Here is a 17,926-nt window from a genome sequence, read left to right as displayed (position 1 = left end):
CCTTGATCCGAAAGGAAGTCATCGTGGAAGCCTCCGTCCTGGACGCGCCCAGCAGCCCCACCCCCACCGCCACCCCCATCCCCGCATACGACCGGACCGTGTCCCGCTCGCTCGTCCACCGGTGGGCCCTGTCCGAGGTGTTCCTCACCGATGCCGTCGCCACCGGCGAGGGCGTCTTCACCGCCGCAGCCCAACTGCCCCTGTCTCACGCATACTTCCGCGACCACGTGCCGGGGCGGAGCTTCCACGACCCGCTGCTCGTCCTGGAGAGCTGCCGCCAGGCGGTCACCTACTCCGCGCACGTCTTCGAGGCGGTGCCCCGCGACACCACGTTCATGGTCACGTCCTGGACGCTGGACATCACCGATCCGGAGGCGCTGCGATGCGGCGATCGGCCCGGGGAACTGCGCATGGACGCGGAGGTCACCCAGCGCGGCCGGCGCGGCGGGCGGCTGCGCCGACTGGCCTTCGCCATGGACCTCACGCTCGACGGCCGCCCCCTGGGCCGGCTCACCATGGACACCAACTGCACCCCCACCGACCAGTACCACGCGCTGCGCCGCATGCAGCGCGGCACCACCGTCCCCACCGCGTTCACCCTGCCCGCCGAGCCCGCCGGAGCGCCGGTCGACCCGGCCCGGGTGCGCCGGCTCGACCCGGTGAACACCGTCCTCGACGCCGTACAGGCGGACCCGGCGAACCTCACCGCCCTCGTCGCCCGTCTCAGCCCCCGTACGTACCGCAACCGCAGCATGTACGACCACCCCTACGACCACGTCCCGGCCATGGTCTTCAGCGAGGCGGCCCGCCAGTGCGCCCTGCTGCTCGGCCCGCAGGACACCGCCACGCCGGAGACCGACGCCGCACGCGTGCTGCGGCTGCACGGTCGCTTCCTGAAGTTCGCCGAACTGGACGCCCCGGTGCACCTGACCGCCGCACGCGAGGAAGACGGCAGCCGGGGGGCCTTCCGCATGAGCGCCGTCCAGCAGGACGAGACGGTGGCCGAGGTACACGTGGCGCTGGGCTGAGCCCTCCATCTGCCCGCCCCCGTCGGCCCGCCAGGCCGTCCCCTGCACTCCGCCTTCCCTTTCCCCTTTCCCTTCGCCTTTCCCTTTTCCCCTTTCCCCCCTGCTTCCGGAGTTCCCCGTGACCACGGCACTGCCGACGACCACGCACGCCGTCGCGTTCTTCGACGTCGACGAGACGCTCACCACCGTCAAGACCATGTTCGACTTCTACGACTTCTTCCTGAACGCCGTCGGGCACACCCCACAGGAACAGCAGCGGCTCCGTCAGGACGCCCGCGACCTGCTGCGCCCCGGCATGCCCCGGGAAGAGGGCAATCGGATCTTCTACCGGCGATTCGCCGGCTACCAGGCCGAGCAGACGGAGTCCGTCGGCCGGGCATGGTTCGCACAGCACCTGCGGCAGGGCGGCTTCTTCCACCGGGACGTCCTCGAAGCGCTCACGGCCCACCGGGAGCGGGGGCTGGCCACCGTCCTCGTGTCCGGCTCCTTCGCCGCCGCTCTGGATCCGGTGGCCGCCCACGTCGGTGCCGACGTGGTGCTGTGCACGCGCCCGGAGATCCAGGACGGGGTGTACACCGGGGAAGTGCTGACGACGATGATCGGCGACGCCAAGGCTCGGGCCGCCCGAGAGCTCCTGTCCGAGCGCGGCATCGCCTCCGAGGAGTGCCACGCCTACGGCGACCACGTCTCCGACCTGGGGCTTCTCCGCCTCGTCGGTCACCCGGTCGTCGTCGGCGACCACCCGGACCTGATGGCGGAGGCCGCCCTGCACGGCTGGCACCACCTGGCGGGCGTCCCGGCCTGATCCACACGGGGCCGGACGCGGACGGGGTCCGTGCGATACATCGCACGGACCCCGTCCGCGTCCGGCCTTCAGCCGAGCTGACTCAGGCCTCCGCCTGGCCGTCGACGGGGATGTCCAGCCGGTCGGCCAGGGTGGTGAGGGTCGTCCCCAAGGGGAGCGCGACCCGGGTGACGGAGTGCCGGTCGCCCCGGGTCGGGTCCCGGTTGACGATCAACACGGGCTTGCCGGCCTGGGCTGCCTGGCGGACGAACCGGAGCCCGGACATCACCGTCAGCGAGGAGCCCAGGATCAGCAGTGAGGTCGCCTCACCGACCAGTTCGCGGCAGTGCTCGACCCGCCGCGGGGGAACGGCTTCGCCGAAGAACACCACGTCCGGTTTGAGAATGCCGCCGCACGCCGTGCAGGGCACCACGGAGAAGTCCCCGACCTGTTCGTCGGTGAGGTCGGCGTCACCGTCCGGGTTCAGTCCGGCGGCCACCGGCTCGAAGCCCGCATTGGCCTCCTCCAGTCGCCGGGCGAGCTCACGGCGCGAGCCGTAGGCGCCGCAGGAAAGGCAGACGACCCGCTCCAGGCTTCCGTGAAGTTCCACCACGCCCTCGCTGCCGGCGGCCTGATGCAGTCCGTCGACGTTCTGGGTGATCACACCCGAGAGCAGACCGTGCCGCCCGAACGCGGCCACGGCCCGGTGCCCGGCGTTGGGCCGGGCGCGGCCGAACGTGCGCCAGCCGAGGTGACTGCGCGCCCAGTACCGGCGCCGGGCCTGAGCACTGGCGGTGAATTCCTGGTAGGTCATCGGGGTATGCCGTCGCAGGCTCCCGCCCTCACCCCGGTAGTCGGGGATGCCCGACTCCGTGGATATGCCCGCCCCGCTGAGCACCAGCACACCGCCGGTGCTCAGGGCATCGGCGACCGGCCCGGGATCCGTGGTGCCGGGCCGCAGGTCCTCGGTAGGCGTCCAGCTCAAAGTGGGGCGCATGCGCATGCCGCCAGCGTACGGAACGGGCAGGACACCGGCACGGGACCACGATGCTCGGACCCTTCGGGCGACCCGCGTGCCGATCAGCCGCACCGGCACCGGGTAGCGGTTGGTGCGGACGGCGATCTGGCTGTAGCGGTCGGTGCGCGGCGCGAACACACGCCTGGTCTCGAACGGTTCCTCCGGCAGCGGTGGCAGCTGCTGAGGGCGCGTGCTTCGTCGGTACTGTTCCGCTGCTGGGGAGCACATCCCGGCTGTCGGGCGTTGGACTGTCGAAGGGAGCGATTTCGTTGCACACACCGCACTACCCGAGCGATGAGGAGGACCCGATGGGCGCGGCCGACGAGGGCCGGCAGTGGCCGGACGAGGCCAGTGTCGACAACGCGAGGACGACACTGCTGCAGCTCCTCGCCCGGGCGGGGGTTCCTTCTGACGACGCGCGGCAACTGATCGGGCTCCTGGAAGCGGGAGCTCTGACTCTCGCGCACGAGGAGCTGAGCGGCGGCGTCCGGAGCGCGCCGGGGGACAAGGGGGAGGCGTACGAGTCGGGTTGGCTCGACGGCGCAGGGCACCTCCTGGAAGAGCTCGGCGTCCTCGCCGAGCGGACCCTGGTCGGGGTCGTGGGGGCGGACGCGCAGCCGGGTCCGGCCGGGGAGCGTCCTCGGGCAGGGCGTATGGAGGTGGAGCGGGTGCGAGTGGCGCTCACGCCTCTGTACCTGTCGTTCACTGCGGTCTCGGTACTGGATCCCGAGGCGACCGACGAGGTGCTCGTCGCCGTCCTCGGCACGATGAGCCCACGGCAGCGAGCCGGGTACGCGGGGCGGGTGACCGAGTTCGCCGTGGCCCACCGCACCCGACTGGAGCGCCTGTTCTCGACGTTCGGACCGGGCAGCGCCATCACGGTGCACGGCCGCTATTCGCTCCTCCACTCCGCCACGAGCATCGCAGTGCTGGAGCGGCTCCTCGTCGCGTCGCAGGAGCTGCGCCAGGAGTGGGACGCCGCGGAGCTGCCTCCCGCCTGGCTGGACGGGCTGACGACCGCCTGGAACGCCTCGGTCTGACCGCAGTCCTCGGAGTCCGAGGTCTGCGAACGCCGCCCGTCGTGATCGAACCGGAGGATCACGACGGGATGCGCAGCCGAGGCCGATGCGCTGCGCATGCGTCGCCGCCACGAGGAACTGCGGATCCCCGTCACGGCGATGGCGCGGGTCCGTGTCGAAGGACGCGCCGTCGCCGCCGAGTTGGCGGCTCCGGCGGGTCCGGCGGCACCGTCCGCGTCGGCGGGCGGGCCGAGGCGCGCGCGAGGATGAACCCGGCCGGCAGGGCTCAGCGCCAATGCGGTAGACCCTGCACTCCTCCGGCCGACACACCGACCTCGTGTCCAGCACATCGGCGCCGGCGCTGGACGGGCACCTACGCAGACCCCACCGGGGGACCTGCGGGTCGTCGTCACGCCGACGGATGTCGTCGCGCGTGGTGCCCTCGGCGTACATGCGCGTAGGGAGTCGCGGCCCATCACGCATTCGGGTGACGGGCCGCGCCGTGATGCTGACGCGGCGCCAGCGGCTGATCACCGAGCGTGAGCGGCACGCTCCGTCGTGACCCGGCGATAATTTTGCCCCGATATGATGCATTCTGTGATCAGGTCAAGACGGGCGGGGCGCCGTCGCCCTCTCTATGGCGGCCGGTGGGACGCTGCCCTGCTGTCACCGGTGATCGTTACCGTCCTCATCACCGCTCTGGCGTTCTCCACCCCGAGGGAGTTCGCCTTCAGTCGCCTCCTGCCCGCCGCACCTGCCCTCGCTGCCGCGATGTGGCCCGTGGTCCCCACGATCATGCTGGGGACGTTCTGCCTGATGGTCATGATCGGCCTGAGCTTCGCGTACACCGACCTGGGGACGCCCTACACGGCGGCTGCGATCATCGCCGTCACCTTGGCGGCCGCATACGCAAGCCATGTCCGACTCCAACGGGAGGAGACGCTCCTCAACGTCCGGCTCGTCGCCGACGCAGCCCAGAAGGTACTGCTGCGCCCACTGCCGCGCCGCATCGAGGACGTCGAGATCGAGTCGCTGTATGTGGCGGCCCAAGAGCAGGCCCGGATCGGCGGAGACTTCTACGAGGCCGTCGACACGCCGTTCGGGGTCCGGCTGCTCATCGGCGACGTACGCGGCAAAGGCCTGTCCGCGGTAGGGGCCGCCTCAGCGGTGATCAGCAGCTTCAGGGAGGCCGTGTACGACGAGCCTGACCTGAGGGGCGTCGTCCATCGCCTGGAGGCCAGCATCTCCCGCCACAGCGCGGCGTTCCCCGCTCTGGACCTGCCGGAGCGCTTCGCGACCGCTCTTGTCGCCGAGATCCCGCATGGCGGAGGCCGGCTCAGGCTTCTCAATTGCGGGCACCCCCCGCCCCTTCTCGTGCGCAGCGGCGAGATCCGGGTCGTGGAGCCCACCACCCCCTCTCCGCCGCTCAACCTGGCATCGCTCATCGGGGACCACTACTGCGTCGACACCCTCATCTTCGCTCCGGGCGACCAGCTGCTGCTCTACACGGACGGCGTCACGGAGACCAGGGGCCGCGACGGCGAGTTCTTCCCGCTGCCGGAGTGGATGCGTCAGCAAAGCCCGACGGCGCCCCGCGAACTGCTCGACCAGCTTCATCGGGCCCTGATCCACTACAGCGGCGGAAGACTCGACGACGACATCGCGGTTCTCGCCGTGCGGTGTGCGAGCACCCAGGTTCAGGAGCGGCCCGCCGCTCGAGCTGGTTGAGGCACCGGCCTCGCCGGGTCCGCCTGCGGACCTGGTCAGACCTCTCGGGGACGGTGTGGGCGATGCCGCGGCGCCGCGGTATGTGCACCGCAACGTGGGGGCCGGTCCCGTCGATGGGCCGGCAGGGGGAAACGGCACCCGTGTCGGATGTCCGGAAGCCTTTGTGCTCGCAGCCGTCAATAGGTTTGCAGCGCGGCCGGGCCATCCGGCAGGCGGGTCACGGGGACCCCCGGATCCACGGCGTGAGCAACACACGAGAGCGGAATCGGAATGGCAATCCCACTGATCAGGACAGCCGTCCGTCTGGGCGTCTGCGTCGTCACGGCAATCGCCGTGTTTCCGATGGTGCCGACGTCGGCGGCGGCCGACGGGTCACACGACCTCGTGGTCCCCAAGGACTATCCGACGATCCAGGCCGCGGTCGACGCCGCCCGCCCCGGTGACCGCATCACCGTCCGGCCGGGTGTCTACCGCGAGCAAGTGGTGATCGGCAAGAACGTCTCGCTCACCGGCTCGGGCGACGGGAAGACGACCATTCAGGCTCCGCAGACGCTGACCCCCGGCGACGACGGCGAAAACTCGATCGTCGAGATCCACAATGGCGCGTCGGTCTCGCTGTCCCGGCTCTCCGTCAGCGGACCGGGCTCCGGCACGTGCGAGGACGGCGCACTCAGCGCGGGCATTCGTGTGCTCGGGGGTGCTCATCTCGCCCTCCGCCACGCCGCTGTCACCCACATCACCGACACGCCCGCTGCGCCCTGCTTCCACAGCGCGACCGGCGTCCTCATCGGCGACCTGCCGACCAGCACGGGCTCGGCAAGCATCCGCGATACCAAGATCACGGACTACCAGGGCGCGGGCGTGGTCGTCCTCAACGAGGGGTCCACCGCCACCATTGAAGGGAACACCGTCACCGGGCACCCGAAGGTGTCGACCGACGGCATCGAGTTCGTGGCCGGCGCGGTGGGCCGCGTCACCGGGAACACCGTCAGCAACAACGAGTGCCGGGAGCCCGACGCGGACTGCGGCCCCGACTTCTTCAACGAATTCCAGCACGCGGGCATCGTCGCCGACGCGCCCGGCACCGTCGTGCGGCACAACCGACTCATCGGCAACCAGGTGGGCATCTACGTTGCCGGCAACGAGATCGACGTCGCCCACAACGACATCCAGAGGAGCTCGTTCGTCGGGATCGCCCTCCAGGACGGTACTTTCACCGTCCGAAAGGATCGGATCAAGGGTGGGGTGCATGGTGTCGCGGTCATCGCATCGGTGGTCGACACGAACGCGGTGCTCGAGGGTGTGAAGATCACGCAGACGTCGGGTGCGCCGGTCCAGACCTTCGAGTGCTGCGGGGTCACCGCCACGGCGACCGTGAAACCGTAGCGGCGGCCGGACTGTGGTGAAGCCCGCGGCGCCGGGCCCCGGCGCTGGAGCCCTTCGGAGTATCAGTGCTTGACCAGGACTTTCGCGGCCACGATGACCAGCCCCAGGAGGAGGTTGACCGCACAGGTCACGGCGATCATGCGGCGCGGGGCACCGAAGCTGACGAGGCCTGCGGTGGCCCACACGACCTGCCCGGCGAGGGCGACGCCGAGCGCCACCCATCCGGTCGCTTCGAGCCCGAGGCCCAGGACTGAGCAGACCATCACGGCGGCGATCGGCGGGAGCGCGGCCCCGATGATCGGCCATTCCCTGCGCGCATCCGAGCGGATCTTCTCCCACGACAGCGCCTCATGTGCCAGCCGGTCGCCCACGATGCGGACGTAGACGTGCGTGATCCAGAAGACCAGGCCGGTGGTGAGCAGCATGACCATGAGCTGGAGCCGCGGGAAGGGGCCCGCCGCCCCTGCGGTGGCGATGACGGAGGCGGCAAGGAGCGAGCCGTAGACCGCGCCGGAGTAGTCACGGGCCGTTGGCTCTTCCGTCTTTTCGGGGCTGCGACGATCCATGCCCTCAGCATGCCGAGCGGTCCGGCGTGTGCGACGGCACCGCGCCCGGCAGGAGCCGACAGGATCATTGCCGCGACGTAGCCGGCAACGACTCCCCAACCGAGTCCCTCCGCGCCCCCGGCCGCCCCTGCCCCGGCAAGCCCGACCTCGGTCCCGCCGACGGCCCCGTGCGCTCCAAGGCGCCCGGGATCCGTACAGCGAACGCCGATGCCGAGCCAGGTTCTGGGTACGGCCCGGGGTCTACGCCCACGACATGGCCGCGGCGCTGCCCGGTTCCGTGGTGCTTGGAGCCGATCGTGGAGGAGTGGAAAGCCCGGAGCGGCCACACTCGCTGACCAGCCGAGCCGCGGACCTTCTGGGGACTTGCCCACGGCCGAGCGGGACGTGCGTCGTCGGCCGGTTCCCGTGGACAAGCGTGGACAGTGTTGGGCAGTCACCGACCCTGCGGGGCCTGGAAAGTGGACAGCGCCTGACACGAGTCTGTGCGCCATGAAGGGTGCACGTACACAGACGGACGAGGCAGCGCGCCGATGTCCACGGCCGGGAGCGGGCCTGCCGTTCACCCGGCGACCCGCCGCAGCCCCGAGCCTGGCCTGACCGGGCACCGTCGCCGACAAGGCCGCAGCCGCACCCGCACGCCCGCCCCCGAAGGAGCAACAACCATGACGTCCCGCCCGATCCGCACCATGACTGTGCTGACCGCCGCCGCAGCCCTCTGCGCCGCCGCCCCCGCCGCCGCCTCCGCCGCGCAGGACAGCAACCCGCGCACGCCGAGGATCGTCACCGCCTGGGCCAGTGCCTGGAACGGCACCGACCCCCAGGCCCTCGGCGCCCTGTTCACCACCGACGGCATCTACACCGACGAAGCCGTGGCCGTCACCTTCCGTGGCCGCGAGGAGATCGCAGGGTGGAAGGCCCGCGCCGACACCCACATAGACAACGTCCACGTCACCATCCGCGCCACCCGCCTCGAACGGGACCGCGTCACCGTACGGGCCGTCTACTCCGGCCATCTCAAGGGCGCGCCCAAGCCCTTCGCCGTGCCGATGACCACCGTCCTCGACCTCGACAAGAACCACTGCCGGATCACCTCCGACCGGGACCACTACAGCCTGGCCACTGTCCTCACCCAGTCCGGCCTGCCCGCCGACTGGACCCCGCCCGCCGCCTGACGGGAGCCCGAGCACACACCGCACACGCCCGCCCGTCCCCTTGCCGGCCGGCCATTAAGGGGGAGCCCTCGTGGCCGGCCGGCCGCCGCTTCGCCGACCGCACCGGGTGCGGTCAGATGGTGGGAGTGGGCCAGGGGACGTCGGTTTCGACGGCGGCGGTGTAGTCGAAGCCGGGGACGGAGAAGCCGTAGAGGCGGCGGACTTCGTCGCTGAACCAGTCGAGGTCGGCGAGTTCGGTGATGCTGTCGCTGGTGGCGGCGCTCCAGCGTTCGGCGACGGCGTTCTGCACGGCCGGGTCGAGTTCCCAGGTGTCGAGGCGGACCCGGCCCTCATCGTCGAGGTCAAGGGGGCGGACACCGGTCAGCTGGTCCCACAGCTCCACCAGTTGACCGATCGGGGCCACCATGGCGTCGCCGAGGACGCCCCGCAGCAGCCCGGCGTACAGGGCGATGCCCGGGATGGCGGTGGAGGACTGGGTGACGGCAGCGGCGTTGACCGAGGTCACGGCCCGGCCGCCCAGGGTCTTGCCGAGGCGCTCGTCCAACGTGCGTGCGGTGGCTTCCAGATGGGACTTGGCGGCGCCGATGGTGCCCTGCCGGTAGATCGCCGCGGTGAGCGGCGAGCCGATGTAGGACAGGGCGGCGGTGGTGAAGCCGTCGGCGAGCAGGGACCGGTCGGCCAGGAACGTGATCCACCGTTCCCAGTCCGTGCCGCCCATCACCGCCACGGTCTGCTCGATGTCGTCGCCCTCGGCCGGCGCGGTGGTGACCTCCTTCACCTCCGGGGCACCGGACTCGTCGAAGACGAGTGTCTTGGTGGTGTACGGCGAGCCGATCGGCTTGAGGGCCGAGGCATACACGTTGCCGGTGTCCGGGTCGGTGCGGCGGGGCGCGGCCACCGAGTAGATGAGGAAGTCGAGTTGCCCCCCGAACCGCTCGGCGAGGAGGTCGGCAACCTGCTCCTTCACCGTGTCGCTGAACGCATCGCCATTGATGAAGACCATGTCCCGCCCGTGCTGTTGGGCGAGCCGTGCGGTGGCGGCGGTGCGGTACCAGCCGGCCGTGCCGGTCCTCCGCGCGGGCGCCTTCTCGAAGCACACCCCGATGCCACGGATACCGACTCGGGCCAGGCCCGCGATCGTAGCGGCCAGGCCGTACCCGGCGGACGAGCCGATGACCAGGGCCACGGGCCCTTCGCCCCCGGCGGTTACCGTGGCGGGGACGGCCTGCCACATCTCGTCCACCAGCTGTTGGCAGCCGCCAGGATGCGAGTCGAGGAACAGGAAGCCCCGGCTCTTGGGTGCGATGACGCGTTCGCTCACGGTGTGGTTCCCAGGTGTCGTCACGGACAAGGACGCGGCGGCCGCCTCGGCCACCCCGTCCTGCAAGTCTGCGGCCGCGCGGATGGCCATCTTGATCTTGGCCGGTACAACGATGCCCAGCCGGGCTTGGAGGGTTCCCACTAGCTCTACGGTGGGCAGTCGGCGGCACCCGAGCCGCATTCTGAAACGTTCAGTCAACGGCTGCGGACGACGGAGAATAGTCCACCGTCGTACGAGTAACGCTCACCGGCGCAGTGCAGCAACGCCTCGTGCAGCCGTCCGACCTCCGCTCGCGCCCGCCTCTCGTCGCGGAATCGGATGGTGGTGACTGCCGCCCTGTGGCCGGGACCGACAGGCTGGAAGCGTTCCCAGACGACGTTCTTTGTCGCCCCTGGCGCCAGTTCGCCCACCACGACGAACTCCTGCAGCAGGCCCCAGCGCGTCGCCTTCAGGGTGACCCGGCTCAACTCCTCCCAGGTCGCGCTCCATTCGTGGCCTTCACGCAAGAAGGAGAGCCCGTCACCCGCGACCCGAACACAAGCCGCGTCCCCGCGCGCCATGGCCAGTCCTCCCAGGCTGAACAGCGCGAGCGCGACGATGCTCGCCAATGCGGCGGGGAGGGGATGGCCCACGAAGTAGTAGACGGCCGCGCCGAGCGGAACGGCCCCGGCGAGCATGGCCCCGACGGCGACGCGCATGTGCCCCATCGAGTACCGCACCTCGACGGGCGGCCCCGATCGCCGATCCGCAAAAGTCGGGACAGGAGCCGCAACCGGCACGGCAGGCGGCCCGGGCCTGCCAAGCGCCCGAGGCGGAGGCGCGAACGGCAGGTCCGGCGGAGCCGCAGGCGGACGCACCCCCGCATCCGCATCCGCATCCGTCGCCGAAGGCGCGACAGTCACCGCACCACCTCCGCTCAGCGCGGACAACACCTCCTCCGCGGAAGGCCGCCGCTCCGCTCGCTTCTCCAGGCAGTCGCCCAGTACCGTCCGCAGTCCGTCCGGTACGCGGTCCAGGTTCGGCACCTCGTGCACGACCCGGTAGAGCAGCTCCGCCGCACTGCCTTGCCCGAACGGCATGCGCCCAGTGGCCGCGAAGCAAAGGACCGTACCGAGCGAGAAGATGTCACTGGCCGTACCGACACTGCCGCCCTGGGCCTGCTCGGGCGACATGAATCCGGCGGTGCCGATCGCCACGCCCGTCCGGGTGAGCATGGTCGCGCCGTTCAGCGCCTTGGCGATACCGAAGTCGATGAGCCGCGGCCCGTTCTCCGTGAGCAGGACGTTCGCGGGCTTGAGATCCCGGTGCACGAGCCCCGCCCGGTGTACGGAGTGCAGCGCCTCCGCCAGGCCCGCGCCGAGCCGCCACACCGCGTCTTCCGTCAACGGCCCGCGATCCCGAACCAGTTCGGCAAGATTGGGTGCAGGAATGTAGTCGCTGGCCACCCAGGGCGTCTCCGCCTCCGGATCCGCGTCGACCACGGTCGCCGTCCAAAATCCTCCGACCGCCTTCGCCGCTTCCACCTCGCGCCGGAACCGCGCCCGGAAGCCGGGGTCCGAGGCGATCTCCGGCCGGACGACCTTCACCGCCACTCGCCGACCACTGCGCGACTCCCCGAGGTAGACCTGCCCCATACCGCCTGCGCCAAGCCGCGCCGTGATCCGGTACGGGCCGACGGCCGCCGGGTCACCGGCCTTCAACTGCTCCACAATTCCCCCGATTGCAATCGCCTACAGGAGAACCTAGGGCTGGCCCGCACCCGGTGTCAGCCCAACGATCCGCAGATGCATGGGGCTTTCGCTTCTGCTGTACGTATCCCGTCGTGGTGGGTGAGGGTGGGGGCATGAAGATCCGGCGTGCACGCGTGAACTGCTTCCTGAAGCATCCCGGCGGCCAGTTCGCAGTGGTCACCGTACTGATGCTGATCCTCTTCGCGCTGGTCGGCCTCGGAGTGACGTTCGTGCTCCAAGTGCTCTTCGGCGGAAACTGGATGGTCTTCTGACCATGGTGGCGCCACCGGACCGGGGCCTCGGCACCGGGCTCCACGAGGTGCGGTCCGCGGGCTTGCCCTGGGCGGACGGGGTGTGTCAGTACGCGAAGCCGGACGTGCCCGTGATGGTCGTCGAATCCACCGAGCGCCGAGTCGCGGGTCTTGCGTTCGGCGATCTTGGTCGGCAGGGTGTCCGGGGTGCGTGCTGATTTCGTTCCGGACGACCTGTGGGAGCGGGTGGCCCCGCTGCGGCCGCCCGCTTCCGAACGGCACTCCGACAGCGGGGGCGACAATGAGCAGGCGACGGGTTCGACGGCTTGGGGGAACGGGATGCTGACCGGGATCGTGATCGACGCACTGGATGTTGCGCTCATGGACCGCTTCTGGCTGGACGCGACGCAGGGCCGGACGGGCGGCTTGCAGCTGCGGTTCGTGCCGACCGCGAAGCCGAAGGTGCACAAGAACCGGCTCCACATCGACCTGGCCGGGGGGCCGGACTGGGAGGCCGAGGTGGCGCGCCTGCTCACACTCGGCGCGACGCGGGCCGACATCGGCCAGGGGGACGTCCCGTGGGACGTGCTGGCTGATCCGGAGGGCAACGAGTTCTGCGTGCTGCGTCCCGGTCACCCCGGAGTGCTCGCCGACTCCGGCATCGTCGCGATCTGCCTCGACGTCGCCGAGGAGGACGACCATCCGCAGCGGGCCTTCTGGCAGTCCCAGGCCGACTGGCACGCGGTCGAGTCCCACGACTGGGGCGTCCGGCTTCGCCGGAGGCCCACCAGCACGGTCTCGCTGGTGATGGGGCCGCCTGCGGCGCCGAAGACGGCACGGAACAGGCTGCGGCTGGAGGTCACCCGTCACGACGGGGAACCCGGCGAGTTCCTCGACGCCGGCGGGAACGAGTTCCACGTCACGCGTTGACCCCCGGCTGCGTCCGAACGACCCGTGGGAGCGGGCGGCTCCGCCGTTGCCGTCCTGCTCCCGAGCGCCGTTACCGCTAGTGCTGTGGCCGGGAAGCTTTCCCGGGTTCAGGGTGTGTCCTGGAGGTGCACGGACGACCGCGACGCGTCGACAGGCGTCGGCTGTTTCGTGTTCCGGGTGTCTGCGCGACGGGTGTGGTCGGGGTGGTTTTCGCTCGGCCCAGCCCGAGTCCGCCTACGGCCGGATCCCGAGCGGGCCAAACTCGTCGAACTCGAAGACCCGGTCCGGGAAGAGGCCCAGGACCTCCTCGATCCGGTCCAGCTTCGCCTCGCGGTGCGGGTCTCAGGGCTGAGTCGGCGGGGACGGCCTCCCGCCCACAGAGGTCCAGGCAGGCAAGGCCCGGCGATCCCCGGCCAGATGGTCGAGTCATCGTCGTCGATCTCCCGCACCTTCGCCCGCTCGGCCATGCTCCGGGCAGTCTGGCCGAACGCGCTGGCCGGGAACGGGTCCCGGTCAGCGCGTTCGGGCACTGTGACGTCGTGTCAGCTCACATGCCGGGTGAAGAACCTCAGCGAGCTGTCCACTTCGAACGACGGCACATCGCCGTGCTTGCCGGGGTTGGCGTGCAGTGTCTTCTCAGCCGAGGCCAGGGCGTCGAACAAGGCCAGGCTCTGGTCCCGCGGCACCATCTGGTCGTCCCACTGGACCAGGAACTGCACCGGCACGGTGATGCGCGCGGCGTCTTCGGCCAGTCCGTGCACGCCGAGCAGGCCCAGCACCGCGGCGCGGATCCGGGGCTCGGCGGCGATGAGCGGGATGCCGAGCCCGCAGCCCATCGACATCCCGCAGTAGCCCACCGGGCCGACGCCGACCTGGTCGAGGCGCTGGACTGCGGTCAGGACCGCCTGCCAGTCCGCGACGGCCTGACCTGCCAGATGGCTGTGCATGCCGGCGACCAGCGCGCCCGGGTTCTCACCGGCTGCCATGCCGGCCCGCATCTCGGCCGCGATCCGGCCGAACTCCTCGTCCTCGGGGCGGTCGCCGTGGTTGGGCGCGTCGATCGCGACGACCGCGAAGCCTTCGGCGGCGTAACGACGCGCGCGGGACACGTTGCCGGGGGCCGTCTTGTGCTGCCTGCCGCCGTGGCCCAGCAGGATCAGGGGACGCGTGCCGCGGGCGTCTTTCGGTGTCCACAGCACGCCGGGGATCTCGTCGAGAGTGAAGAACTGTTCGGTGACGCCGTCCGACGACGTCTGGGAGGTGAAGCGCATCAGCGTTTCAAGCCTTTCGGGATGCCTTGTGCGGGCGCTCCCTAAACCATGCAAAGGAGGGAGACCCGACGTGTCACAGTGTTGATCGGTCTCACCTCCTCGAATGCGCAGTGCTGCACGGCGACGCCGAAAGTATCACAAAGGTCATCGCGCGGGCCTCACCGCGGCGAACGTTGTCTGACGCGGCATCGAGAACGCTCGGGCACATGACGGGTGTGACGGGGGAGGTCGCCCACGAAGGACCGACGGGATCGGGTGTCAGCGGCCCCGCGTACGGTCTTCGCATGGATGATCAACGGAACCCCACTCCTTCGGTTCACGACTTCGTGACCTGGGAGCCCGTACTGCGGCTGCTGCGGGCGGAACACGCGGAGCAACTCGCGGCCCCGGGCGGTCGTGTGGCGGGCCGTATCGGCCAGAGTGGATGGAGCGTGCCCCTGAAACGACGGTTGCCGCCCCTTGGCCGCGCTGCCCAGCTGGAGGACATTCGCGACGAGCACGATGCCGTGGAGCGGGTGCGCAGCGCTCTGGCGAAGGACGGCGTCGACGCCGTTTCCTTCGCGGTGGAGATCGAGCCGTCGGGGAGGACTCTGCTTCACCTGCTCGAACCCGGCCCGGCCGTGGAGCCGGGCATCGGTCCGCATCCCGGGGCGCTCGTTCTCGTCGAGGGCTCGCGTCCCGAGCCCTGGCATCGCCTTCCCGATCCGGTACCGGGAGCGGTGCCGGCGCCGTCGGTGGACCCCGTGCTGCTGGAGCGGACGCTCCGCGAACGCCTGCCCGGCGCCGTCGGCGCCACGGAAGCCGAGATCGCCGCGGCGGAATCGCGCCTGGGCATCGCCCTGCCCGACGAACTCAAAGTGCTCTACCGGGTGACACGGGCCGACTGGGAGGACTGGCGCGGCGACTACGAGGCTGCGCGCCGCCATTCCGAGGCGGTCCGCTGCGAACTCTTCGGCTTGGACGACCTGTACGTCGCCGAGGCGGCGACCCGCTACAGCCCCTGGGAGTTCGCGGCGATGGATGCGGTCGACATCCGGCCCGACGCCGCAGTGCAGGGGCTGGTCGGCTCGCCGGGCTGGATCGTGTTCGGGGACAACGGAGGCGGTGACCGGCTGGCCGTCGATCTGACTCCCGGCCCCCGCGGACACACCGGACAGATCATCATCCTCTCCCACGAGGAGAGCGTCGGTGCCGGACTCGTCGCGGACTCCCTCACCGACCTGGTCCTGGACCGGCCCAGCGCGGAGCCCGGTAGCGAGGAGGTTCGGCGGCCACCCGCCGCGGCTTGGGTCAACGCATCCAGCACGCGGAGCATCGAGGCCGCCGTCCACCCCGGCCTGGAGGTTCTGTCCATCGGTGTATGGGACGGTCCGCCGCTCAGTCTTGCGCCCTTGACCGGGCTGCCGCGGCTGCGGACCCTCACCGCCTACCCCGGCACACTCGCCGACCCTCTGGAGATCGCCGAGCTCACCGGACTGGAGTTCCTGGAACTCGGTCACCGGGAATGGCGAGTCCTCCTCGATGCCGGAGCCGTCCCCCGCTGCCTGTCGGCCGCCGCCGTCATGGTTCACGGTGACCAGGACGCTTTGTCCATCGTGGCCATCGCCAATGAGCTGCTTGCCCTCTGGGACCGGCCTCATATCATCCGGACCGTACTCGAAGGAGACCTCGGCCCCGTGGCATAGCCGGCGGGGCCGCCGCCGGGTCACACCGCACGACGTCTTCTCACTGGGTGTCGTAGGTGCCGGGCGGCTCCCTGCGCCCACACCAGTGCCCGTCATCCGTCGCGTGCCAGCTCCCGTTCGGCGACCAGCCGGAAACTGCGCGGTGGGCGGCCGGTGAGGCGCTGGACGGTATCGGTCGTACGGTCCTCGGCTCCCTCGGCGATGGCGCGGTCCATGCCGGCGAGCATCGCGGCGAACTCCAGCGGCATCACCGCGGCCAGGAGGTCCCGCATCTGTTCGTATGTCAGGTGGCGGTGGACCACGGGGCGGCCTCTGACCTGCGTGACGATGTCGGCGACGTCGTCGTGGCTGAGCGCTTACGGACCGCTGGTCCGGATCGCAAATGGAGGAAGTCACATGTCCGAGAGAAAGCCGCGCAAGGACGCGGTCCGTAACCGGGCAGCCGCCCTTGCGGCCGCCGACACCCTCTTCGCTCAGTGCCGCAGCCCCGAGGACGTGACCATGGCCGACATCGCGGCCGAGCCGGCGTCGGCAAGGCGACGCTCTTCCGTGCCTTCGGGGACCGACCGGGCTGATCCGCGCGCTGTATGACGCACGGCTCGAACCGGTCAGGAACGCCGTCGAAGAGGGCCCGCCACCGCTCGGGCCCGCCACCGCGCCGCTTCAGCGTGTACCGGCCCTGCTCGACGCCGTCCTGTGCTTCAAGCTCGACAACCGGCACCTCGCCCTGGCCCTGGAGGGCACCGGATCGGACAGCCCCTATCGGACGGATCACTACGAGCGATGGCAGACCCTGCTCCGCGACCTGCTGGAGCAGATCCCCGGTCTGGCCGACAGCGACTTCGCCGCCCATGCGCTGCTGGCTGCCACCCGAGCCGATCTCGTCGAGTATCTGGCCGGCGAGAAGGGCATGGCCCGCGAGGAGATGCGCAGGAAGCTGGCGACCTTCACCGCCGGAGTCCTCGGCAGTCCCGTACGGGACTTGGCGGCCGAGGACTGAGCGCGGACCCCGGAGGGGCGAAGCAGGCGGTGCGGATGAACAGGCTGACGGGTGCCGCCGCGGGTCGAGTACACCCTGACTGACCAGTGAAGGGGCGAAGACCTGTGAGCAATGCCGCCCGCCCGGCGGCGTACGGCTCAGGCGGTACGGTCCAGTGACGCCTCCAGGTCGAGTTCGCCCTCGCGGGTCTGGGCGCCGCCCGCCACGGCGGCTCGTATGCGATCGACGACGGCGTCCGGTGCCGGGTAGACCCCGCTCAGGGCCTTGCTCTCCTCCCCGAGTCCCTCCGGCAGGCTGCCGCTGGTCGCCGCGGCGCCGTCGGCGGCTTTCGCGGCGGCGATCTGCTCCGGACGCAGTGCGGCGATTCGCCCGGCGAGGGCGTCGACGAAACCGTCGAGCTCCCCGGCCTGTAGCGCGCGGTTGATCCAGCTGTACCTTTCGGCCACCTCCGCGTCGAACAGGTTCCCACCGAGGATCACCTCCAGGGCCGTGGCCCGCCCGACCAGCGGGGGCAGCAGCTGGGTGCCGCCGCCTCCGGGGATGATGCCCATCCGGGTCTCGGGCTGGGCGAGCCAGGTCTGTCCCCGGGCGGCGAAGCGCATGTCGAGCGCCATCGCCAGCTCGTTGCCGCCGCCCCGAAGACGCCCGGTGAGCTTGGCGATCGTCACCTGCGGCAGCGCGCGCAGGCGCAGCATCAGCTTCTGCATCGGGTTGATCAGAGCTTCGTCGCCTCCGGTGCCGGCGTCCGGGTTGGCCAGCTCCGCGAAGGTCGCCGGCTCGAGCATGAAGCCCAGGTCGACGTGGGCGACGAAGAAGTCCGGGTCGGCGCTCTGCACCACGATCACGCGCACCCGCTCGTCCTCGCGGACGGCGCCTACGAAGTCCTCGCCGGGGCATGAGGCGACGTGACGAGGTACGGCCTGCCGGGCGGTGCGGGGTGAACCGGAGGGCGAGGGCCCTCGTGCACGTGTTCACCAGAATTTCGGCGGGGGTTCGGCCAGGGGTAGTGCATGCGGGTCGGGTGCCTCCTGAATTGC

Annotated in this window: 15 protein-coding genes and 2 pseudogenes; 10 read left to right on the top strand and 7 right to left on the bottom strand. The window is 70.6% G+C overall.

Annotation, left to right across the window (positions count from 1 at the left end):
- Positions 1-23: 23 nt before the first annotated feature.
- Complete coding sequence (locus tag OG429_RS03210) at positions 24-1,028, top strand: AfsA-related hotdog domain-containing protein (protein ID WP_328923726.1); 1,005 nt, start codon at positions 24-26, stop codon at positions 1,026-1,028.
- A 118-nt stretch (positions 1,029-1,146) separates the two neighbouring features.
- The gene (locus OG429_RS03205; protein WP_328923725.1) at positions 1,147-1,833 is read left to right on the top strand and encodes an HAD family hydrolase; all 687 of its coding nucleotides are present in this window, start codon (positions 1,147-1,149) and stop codon (positions 1,831-1,833) included.
- Positions 1,834-1,915: 82 nt separating this feature from the next.
- On the opposite strand, the gene OG429_RS03200 is transcribed toward OG429_RS03205, so the two are convergent.
- Positions 1,916-3,058 carry an NAD-dependent protein deacetylase gene (locus OG429_RS03200; RefSeq protein ID WP_405680565.1) on the bottom strand — a complete coding sequence of 381 codons (1,143 nt, stop codon included), beginning with the start codon at positions 3,056-3,058 and terminating at the stop codon, positions 1,916-1,918.
- A 41-nt stretch (positions 3,059-3,099) separates the two neighbouring features.
- On the opposite strand from OG429_RS03200, the gene OG429_RS03195 reads away from it, so the two are divergent.
- The 3 genes from OG429_RS03195 to OG429_RS03185 all read left to right on the top strand — a co-directional run bounded on the left by OG429_RS03195 (position 3,100) and on the right by OG429_RS03185 (position 6,963).
- Positions 3,100-3,870: a hypothetical protein gene (locus OG429_RS03195; protein WP_328923724.1), complete on the top strand. Its 771-nt coding sequence runs from the start codon at positions 3,100-3,102 to the stop codon at positions 3,868-3,870.
- A 651-nt stretch (positions 3,871-4,521) separates the two neighbouring features.
- Positions 4,522-5,577 carry a PP2C family protein-serine/threonine phosphatase gene (locus OG429_RS03190; RefSeq protein ID WP_328923723.1) on the top strand — a complete coding sequence of 352 codons (1,056 nt, stop codon included), beginning with the start codon at positions 4,522-4,524 and terminating at the stop codon, positions 5,575-5,577.
- A gap of 480 nt (positions 5,578-6,057) precedes the next feature.
- The gene (locus OG429_RS03185; protein WP_328923722.1) at positions 6,058-6,963 is read left to right on the top strand and encodes a right-handed parallel beta-helix repeat-containing protein; all 906 of its coding nucleotides are present in this window, start codon (positions 6,058-6,060) and stop codon (positions 6,961-6,963) included.
- A 62-nt stretch (positions 6,964-7,025) separates the two neighbouring features.
- On the opposite strand, the gene OG429_RS03180 is transcribed toward OG429_RS03185, so the two are convergent.
- On the bottom strand, positions 7,026-7,529 hold the full coding sequence (locus tag OG429_RS03180) for a hypothetical protein (protein ID WP_328923721.1): 504 nt from the start codon (positions 7,527-7,529) through the stop codon (positions 7,026-7,028).
- Between the two features lie 662 nt (positions 7,530-8,191).
- Between OG429_RS03180 and OG429_RS03175 the strand changes: the two genes are divergently transcribed.
- Complete coding sequence (locus tag OG429_RS03175) at positions 8,192-8,701, top strand: nuclear transport factor 2 family protein (RefSeq protein ID WP_328923720.1); 510 nt, start codon at positions 8,192-8,194, stop codon at positions 8,699-8,701.
- A 112-nt stretch (positions 8,702-8,813) separates the two neighbouring features.
- Here OG429_RS03175 and fabV read toward each other — a convergent pair whose 3' ends face one another.
- Complete coding sequence (fabV, locus tag OG429_RS03170; RefSeq protein ID WP_328930143.1) at positions 8,814-10,022, bottom strand: enoyl-[acyl-carrier-protein] reductase FabV; 1,209 nt, start codon at positions 10,020-10,022, stop codon at positions 8,814-8,816.
- Between the two features lie 194 nt (positions 10,023-10,216).
- Positions 10,217-11,731 carry a serine/threonine-protein kinase gene (locus OG429_RS03165; protein WP_328923719.1) on the bottom strand — a complete coding sequence of 505 codons (1,515 nt, stop codon included), beginning with the start codon at positions 11,729-11,731 and terminating at the stop codon, positions 10,217-10,219.
- Positions 11,732-11,865: 134 nt separating this feature from the next.
- Between OG429_RS03165 and OG429_RS03160 the strand changes: the two genes are divergently transcribed.
- Both OG429_RS03160 and OG429_RS03155 read left to right on the top strand, forming a co-directional pair.
- A complete protein-coding gene (locus OG429_RS03160) occupies positions 11,866-12,024 on the top strand; it encodes a hypothetical protein (protein ID WP_328923718.1) in 159 nt (52 codons plus the stop codon).
- Positions 12,025-12,210: 186 nt separating this feature from the next.
- Positions 12,211-12,933, top strand: coding sequence for a VOC family protein (locus tag OG429_RS03155; protein WP_328923717.1), 723 nt, complete (start codon positions 12,211-12,213; stop codon positions 12,931-12,933).
- 542 nt (positions 12,934-13,475) lie between these two features.
- Here OG429_RS03155 and OG429_RS03145 read toward each other — a convergent pair.
- Positions 13,476-14,204, bottom strand: a complete 729-nt coding sequence (locus tag OG429_RS03145) for a dienelactone hydrolase family protein (protein WP_328923716.1) — start codon at positions 14,202-14,204, stop codon at positions 13,476-13,478.
- Between the two features lie 284 nt (positions 14,205-14,488).
- Here OG429_RS03145 and OG429_RS03140 point away from each other — a divergent pair, with 284 nt between their 5' ends.
- Positions 14,489-15,889 (top strand): SMI1/KNR4 family protein, encoded by a 1,401-nt coding sequence (locus OG429_RS03140; RefSeq protein WP_328923715.1) that lies wholly within the window; start codon positions 14,489-14,491, stop codon positions 15,887-15,889.
- Positions 15,890-15,981: 92 nt separating this feature from the next.
- On the opposite strand, the pseudogene OG429_RS03135 reads toward OG429_RS03140, so the two are convergent.
- Positions 15,982-16,245: pseudogene (locus OG429_RS03135) on the bottom strand (ergot alkaloid biosynthesis protein); the annotation flags it as partial.
- Positions 16,246-16,285: 40 nt separating this feature from the next.
- On the opposite strand from OG429_RS03135, the pseudogene OG429_RS03130 reads away from it, so the two are divergent.
- Positions 16,286-16,889 (top strand): annotated as a pseudogene (locus OG429_RS03130) (TetR/AcrR family transcriptional regulator).
- 137 nt (positions 16,890-17,026) lie between these two features.
- On the opposite strand, the gene OG429_RS03125 reads toward OG429_RS03130, so the two are convergent.
- Positions 17,027-17,740: an enoyl-CoA hydratase/isomerase family protein gene (locus OG429_RS03125; protein ID WP_405680568.1), complete on the bottom strand. Its 714-nt coding sequence runs from the start codon at positions 17,738-17,740 to the stop codon at positions 17,027-17,029.
- Between the last annotated feature and the right edge of the window lie 186 nt (positions 17,741-17,926).

Source organism: Streptomyces sp. NBC_00190, from assembly GCF_036203305.1.
Lineage (GTDB): Bacteria > Actinomycetota > Actinomycetes > Streptomycetales > Streptomycetaceae > Streptomyces.
Note: the sequence above shows the minus strand (reverse complement) of the source record. Positions and strands in the feature narration are given on the sequence as shown.

What these genes read in the sequence shown, in the direction of transcription:
- OG429_RS03200 (WP_405680565.1), bottom strand. Translation starts at nt 3,058, where the DNA reads ATGTGCTCCCCAGCAGCGGAACAGTACCGACGAAGCACGCGCCCTCAG.
- OG429_RS03140 (WP_328923715.1), top strand. Translation starts at nt 14,489, where the DNA reads ATGGATGATCAACGGAACCCCACTCCTTCGGTTCACGACTTCGTGACC.
- OG429_RS03145 (WP_328923716.1), bottom strand. Translation starts at nt 14,204, where the DNA reads ATGCGCTTCACCTCCCAGACGTCGTCGGACGGCGTCACCGAACAGTTC.
- OG429_RS03160 (WP_328923718.1), top strand. Translation starts at nt 11,866, where the DNA reads ATGAAGATCCGGCGTGCACGCGTGAACTGCTTCCTGAAGCATCCCGGC.
- OG429_RS03175 (WP_328923720.1), top strand. Translation starts at nt 8,192, where the DNA reads ATGACGTCCCGCCCGATCCGCACCATGACTGTGCTGACCGCCGCCGCA.
- OG429_RS03180 (WP_328923721.1), bottom strand. Translation starts at nt 7,529, where the DNA reads ATGGATCGTCGCAGCCCCGAAAAGACGGAAGAGCCAACGGCCCGTGAC.